This window comes from Micromonospora yasonensis (genome assembly GCF_026013475.1).
Taxonomy (GTDB): domain Bacteria; phylum Actinomycetota; class Actinomycetes; order Mycobacteriales; family Micromonosporaceae; genus Micromonospora; species Micromonospora yasonensis.
In genome coordinates this window covers 1-5691 of the sequence record NZ_JAPDPH010000328.1, presented here as the reverse complement: position 1 = coordinate 5691, position 5691 = coordinate 1, and the positions used below count along the sequence as shown (strand labels likewise).

Genomic DNA, 5691 nt, shown 5'->3' with positions numbered 1-5691 from the left:
CGGCCTGCCGGCCGGCCTGGGCGCGGCGGCCGGCATGCGCGCCCTGGCCGGGCTGTTCGGCGTACCGCTGCCGGCGGGCGGGCTGGTGCTGACCGGCCGTACCGTCGTGGTGGCCCTCGCCGTCGGCGTGCTGGTGATGGTCGGCGCGGCGCTCGGACCGGCCCGGCGGGCCGGCGCGGTGCCGCCGGTCGCGGCCCTGCGCGCCACGGCCACCGCCCGCGCCGGCCGGGTCCGTACCCTGGTCGGCGGCCTGGCGCTGGCCGCCGGCACGGCGGGGACCGCCGCGGTGGTCGCCGGGGTCGCGCTGGTCGCCCTGCTGGCCGCCGCCGCGCCGGCCGCCGTCCTCGGCCTCACCCTGATCGGCCCCGCGCTCACCCCGCCGGTGGTACGCCTGCTCGGCCGCCCCCTCGCCGCGCTCGGGATCACCGGCCGGCTGGCGGGCGACTCGGCGGCCCGTACCCCGCGCCGCACCGCGGCGACCGCCCTCGCGCTCGGCCTCGGCATCGCCCTGGTCGCCTTCACGGCCGTGCTCGGCGCCTCGGTGCGCGACGGGGTCCGCCAGTCATACGCCGAGGTGATCACCGCCGACCACATGGTGGAGAGCGGCCGCAACGAGATGCTCGGCGGACTCTCCCCCACCGTGGCGGAGCACATCGGCCGGCTGCCCGAGGTGGCCGTCGCCTCCCGCCTCCGGTACGGGCACTGGCGCGACGGCGACACCGTGCGCGCGCTGACCGCGGTCGACCCGGCGACCCTGCCCCGGGTGACCCGGCTGCACTTCGTCGCGGGCGGACTGGACGCGCTGGACACCGGCGGGATCGTGCTGGCCGAGCACGTGGCCCGGGAGCGGGGCCTGGCCGTCGGCGACCCGCTGCCGATGACCTTCTCCCGGGTCGGCACCCGGGAGCTGCGGGTGGTCGGCCTGCTGCGGGACCGGGACGCCCGGGCGCTCGCCACCGACTACCTGGTCTCGCTGACCGGGTACGCCCAGCTCTACACCGAGGACGTGGACGCCTCCGTGCTGATCCGTACCGCCGCCGGGGTGGACCGGGCCACCGCGGAGCGGGCGGTCCGGGCGGCGCTGGCCGACCACCCGACCGCCGAACTGCGCGACCAGGCCGCCGCGGTGGCCGCCCGCACCGCATCGATCGACCAGATCCTCGGCCTGGTCACCGCGCTGCTGATGCTGGCCGTGCTGATCGCCCTGCTCGGCATCACCAACACCCTCGCCCTGTCGATCACCGAGCGGACCGGCGAGCTGGGCCTGCTCCGCGCGGTCGGGATGACCCGCCGGCAGCTCGGCTGGCTGGTCCGCGGTGAGGCAGTGCTGGTCGCCGCGCTCGCGGCGGTGCTCGGCCTGCCGCTGGGCGTCGGCCTCGCCGCCGCCACCGTGGCCGCGCTGGGCCGCGACGCCCCGATGCCGCTGGCCATGCCGGCGGGCCGGCTCGCGCTGGTGCTCGCGGTCACCCTCGCCGCCGGCCTGCTGGCCGGGCTGCTGCCGGCGCGGCGCGCCGCCCGGCTGAACGTCCTCGCCGCCATCGCCACGCCCTGATTCCCGGTGGTGCCGGCCTACCGCCGGCACCACCCATCCGGTAAGGAGTAACCATGACTCAAGCCATTACCATCCGCCGTGCCGGACCGGCCGACGCCGCCACCGTGCACACCCTGGTCACCGAGATCGCCACCCACGAGGGCGACGCGGAACACGTCACCGTCACCGCCGCCCGGTGGGCCGAACTGCTCGACCGGGACGACGTGACCGTGCTGCTCGCCGAGCGGTCCGGGGAGCCGCTCGGCTACGTCTCGGCCCACCGGCGGCTGCACCTGTGGTCCGGCCGGGACATCCTCGCGCTGGACGACCTCTGGGTCCGGGCGGCGGCCCGCAACGCCGGGGTGGGCCGCACGCTGATGCTGGCGCTGGCCCGCACCGCGGCCGACGAGGGGCTCGTCATCCGCTGGGAGGTCAAGCCGCAGAACGAGGCCGCGCAGCGGTTCTACCGGCGGCTCGGGGCGAGGCTGCGGACCAAGATGGTGGTCGGCTGGCCGGCCGACAGCTACCGGCCGCTGCTCGCCGAGAGCTGAGCCGCGCGGTTCAGCTCGCCGGGCAGCGGGTGCCGGGGGTGGGCAGCGTCAGGTCGACGAGGTACCGGTCCACGACGGCGGTCGTGCACTCGTTGCGCAGGTACGTGCCGTGGCCCCAGCCCTCGTACGTGACCAGGCGCCCGTGTCGGCCCAGTTGCCGGGCGACGTTGGTGGCCCAGGCGTAGCCGGTGCGGGGGTCGTGTCGGGCGTTGAGCAGCAGCAGCGGTGTGCGGGTGTGTACGCGTAGGTCGTGCGGGGGGTTCCGGACCGGGGACCGCCATCCCAGGCAGGTCTGCACGGCCAGCAGGCCGGCGCCGTACCGGACGGCCGGCGCGACGGCTTCGGCTTCCCGGACCAGGCCGGCGTACTCGTCGTAGTCGCGCACCGTGGCCGGCCAGTCCGCGCAGAAGGCCGCGACCGCGATCGGGAGATTCACCTCCGGCGGCGACATACCGGCGTCCATGTCACGCACGGCCGCGGCCAGTTGCGGCCAGCGCGGGCCGGCGAGCATGCCGAGGGCTACGGCGGAAACGTCGAAGGCGGTCCGGGGGGCGTACTCGCCACGGTCCGCGCGGGCCAGCACCCCGGCCCAGACCGACCGCACATTCCGGTCGTGGAGGACACACTCGGCCGACCTGTCACACCAGGACACGAACTCGTCGAAGGCGTCCTGCAGTGCGGCCGCCTGGGAACGCACGAAGGACCGCACGTCGAGGCTGTGGTCGAACACGCCTTCCAGCACGACGGCCCGCACCCGGCCGGGGTACTGCTCGGCATACTGCTGGCCCAGCAGTGTCCCGTACGAGCTGCCATGGAAGGTCAGCCGCCGTTCTCTCAGCGCACGCCGCAACGCCTCCAGGTCGTGCACGGTGCTGAGTGTGTCGGCGTTGTCGAACACCGGGCTGGTCGGGCGGCACCGGTTCCACAGCGCCCGGTTGTAGGCCACCGCAGCGTCGAAGTCGGCCTGGCTGGTCAGCGGGATGGGCGGCTTGCGCAGGGTCGGGTCGGGCGTGCAGACGGGCGCGGCGGTGCGGGCCACCGTACGCGGGTCGAAGCTGACCAGGTCGAACCGGTCGAGCAACTCGTCGCTGAACCGGTCCCCCTTGCGGATGCGTTCCACCCCGGAATCCCCGGGGCCCCCCGGCCCGAACACCAGCGTGCCCACCCGCTGGTCCGACACGCGCGCGGGCCGGCGCGCCACGGCGAGCTCGAACGTTTGGCCGTTCGGCCGCGCCCAGTCCACCGGCAGCCGGAGCCGGGCGCACTGCACGCGCGGGTCGGGCGGGACGTTCGGCAGGTCGTCGGGGCACGCGCCCCAGGCGAGATTCGGCGGCGTGGGAGCGGCCTGTGCCGTCGCAGGCAGTCCGACGAGGACGGTGAGCACAGCGACAACGGCGGCCACGGTACGTCGGGACACGAAACCTCCTGGGTTGGGACGCCCGTCCATCCTGGACCCGCACCTCACCCGAGCCATATGCGGAAGCACCCGGATATCGCCCTCGGGTCTCTCCCCGAATCCGCCCTCAGGGTCGGCCCGCCGAGGGCTGAGCCACCTCGTCCGGCTCGATCCGGCCAGGAACGGTCAGGACCTGCGGTTGGCCCAGCGTCGGTTCTCCAGGAAGCCGCCCCGCTCGCTGCTGTGGAAGTACGCCCACACCGGGCTCGCCGCGTAGGGGCCGATCTCCTCGAAAACCGCCCTCGCCTCGGCACGCCGGCCGCCGAGTGAGTAGGCGAGGGCCAGCCAGTTGCGGCAGACCATCGCCTGTGCATGTCGCGGCGGTCCTGCCGCGCGCCACTTCCCCGCGCAGGCGTCGATCTCCTGCGACACCTCCGGGCGGCGGAAGTACCGCCGGGACATGATGATCCCGTACAGCCAGGGTTGGCCCCCCATCAGGTACCGCTGCATGGCGTACTCAAGATGGGCGAAGACCGGCAGCAGGGTGACGCCGGCGCCGGGCGGCGCCGCATCGGCGCATTCCCGGGCGGCGGTAAACATCTTCTCGTGCGAGCCGCCCCACTTCGCGCAGTAGAAGCTGACCGCCGCCAGGTTGATCGAGAAGTTGTGACGGTCCCGAAGTCGGCCTTCCGCGAGCGCCGCGCCGAAGTCAGCCCACCGCTGGGGACCGGCGGCGAGCATCGAATCGAGCAGCACAGCCCAGGGCACCGGATCGCGCGGCGCCAACTGGACGGCCCGCCGGCTGACTACCTCCGCCTGCGCTGACAGCTCGGCGAACTGACGCAGCCGCTTCCTCGACGTTTCGACCGCGGGTGCCGAGCCACGCGCTCGAGCCGCCCGCGAGTACAGCGTCTCCGCCTGCAGCGTGACGACCGTGGGATCGTCCGGAGCAGCCGTCAGCCACGCGTCGAGCCAGGCACCGTCGCGCGCAGCCGCCCTGCTCAGGACGTCGATCCGCCGGCCACGCCGTTCCCAGTCGACGCCCGCCGCACGGACGATGTCCCGCGCGGCCGTCCAATCGCCCGACACCGCCTTGTCGCGGGCGGCGCGTAGCTCCAGGTCGTCGAGGGCGGGATCGAGGTCGGCCGCCGGAGGCCGCGGACCCCGGCGAAACGCGATTCGGACCATCGCAAGATCGTAGAGGGCTGCCACGATTGCCGGGGGCCGCAGAAATCGCGGTGCGTAGGGTGTGAGCGTGGTTGATCGGCGTCAGATCATGAACTTCCGCGTCCGGGCCCAGCAGCTCGACCGAGCCGAGGGCACGCTCGCGGACACCGCCGTGCTCGACATCGGGGCGCAGGACACCGGCCCGGACGGCGGCCGGTGGGCGCTGGCCGTACGCGGGGTCGACGTGGCGAAGTTGTCCGGCGACGATCTGGTCCTGCTCTGGACCGTGCGCGGCGCTCCCCACCTCTACCGCCGCGCCGACCTGCCGGAGGTGGCCGCCGCGGTCGAACCGTTCTCCGACGCCGACGCGGGCAAGCGCATCTTCGACGCCGCCAAGCCGTTGAAGGCGGCCGGCATCGGCAACCTGGCCGCCCTCGACGAGGTGGCCACCCAGATGCGAGCCATCGTCGGCAAGCCAACCGTCAAGGGGGACGTCTCCGGCCGCCTGGCCGAGGTGATGGCCGAGCCCTACCTGCGGTTCTGCCGACCATGCAACACTACCCACCTGTACGAGATGCCGTTCCGGCTGGCCGCCGTACGGGCCGGGCTGGAACTGCAACTCGACACGTCGCCACCGGTCCTGCAACGCATCCCCAGGTTCACGAAGGCGGCCGTCCCGGGCGACAGGTTCGACCTCATCCGCGCGTACCTCCGGCTGCTCGGCCCGGCCACCCCCAAACACGTCGCCGGCTACCTCGATGCCCCGGTGAAGGAGGTGAAGGCACACTGGCCGGACGATGTGATCGAGGTGATGGTCGACGGCGAGGCGCGCTCGCTCCTGGCCGCCGACGAACCGGCGCTGGAGTCGGCCGACGCCACGGCCACCCGCCTGCTCGGTCCGTTCGATCTCTTCCTTCAGGCGAAAGACCGGGAAACCCTGGTGCCGGACCCGGCCCACGCCAGGGAGTTGTGGCCGGTGCTGGGTCGCCCCGGCGCCGTACTGGTCGACGGTGATCTGGTCGGCACCTGGCGTCCCCGCAAGTCCG

The 5691-nt window shown here is 74.1% G+C and carries 5 protein-coding genes; 3 read left to right on the top strand and 2 right to left on the bottom strand.

All coding sequences use genetic code 11. From position 1 onward, the window contains the following. Both ONA70_RS34180 and ONA70_RS34175 read left to right on the top strand, forming a co-directional pair. Window positions 1–1552, top strand: a 1552-nt coding sequence (locus ONA70_RS34180) for an ABC transporter permease (protein ID WP_265010619.1), incomplete at its 5' end; no start/stop codon positions are given. A 53-nt stretch (window positions 1553–1605) separates the two neighbouring features. Next, complete coding sequence (locus tag ONA70_RS34175) at window positions 1606–2082, top strand: GNAT family N-acetyltransferase (protein ID WP_265010618.1); 477 nt, start codon at window positions 1606–1608, stop codon at window positions 2080–2082. A gap of 10 nt (window positions 2083–2092) precedes the next feature. Here ONA70_RS34175 and ONA70_RS34170 read toward each other — a convergent pair whose 3' ends face one another. Both ONA70_RS34170 and ONA70_RS34165 read right to left on the bottom strand, forming a co-directional pair. Continuing rightward, a complete protein-coding gene (locus ONA70_RS34170) occupies window positions 2093–3499 on the bottom strand; it encodes an alpha/beta hydrolase (RefSeq protein WP_265010617.1) in 1407 nt (468 codons plus the stop codon). Between the two features lie 165 nt (window positions 3500–3664). Continuing rightward, complete coding sequence (locus tag ONA70_RS34165; protein ID WP_265010616.1) at window positions 3665–4666, bottom strand: hypothetical protein; 1002 nt, start codon at window positions 4664–4666, stop codon at window positions 3665–3667. Between the two features lie 67 nt (window positions 4667–4733). Between ONA70_RS34165 and ONA70_RS34160 the strand changes: the two genes are divergently transcribed. Next, window positions 4734–5691: winged helix DNA-binding domain-containing protein (locus ONA70_RS34160; protein ID WP_265010615.1), on the top strand; the 958-nt coding region annotated here is incomplete at its 3' end.

What these genes read in the sequence shown, in the direction of transcription:
- ONA70_RS34175 (WP_265010618.1), top strand. Translation starts at nt 1,606, where the DNA reads ATGACTCAAGCCATTACCATCCGCCGTGCCGGACCGGCCGACGCCGCC.
- ONA70_RS34165 (WP_265010616.1), bottom strand. Translation starts at nt 4,666, where the DNA reads ATGGTCCGAATCGCGTTTCGCCGGGGTCCGCGGCCTCCGGCGGCCGAC.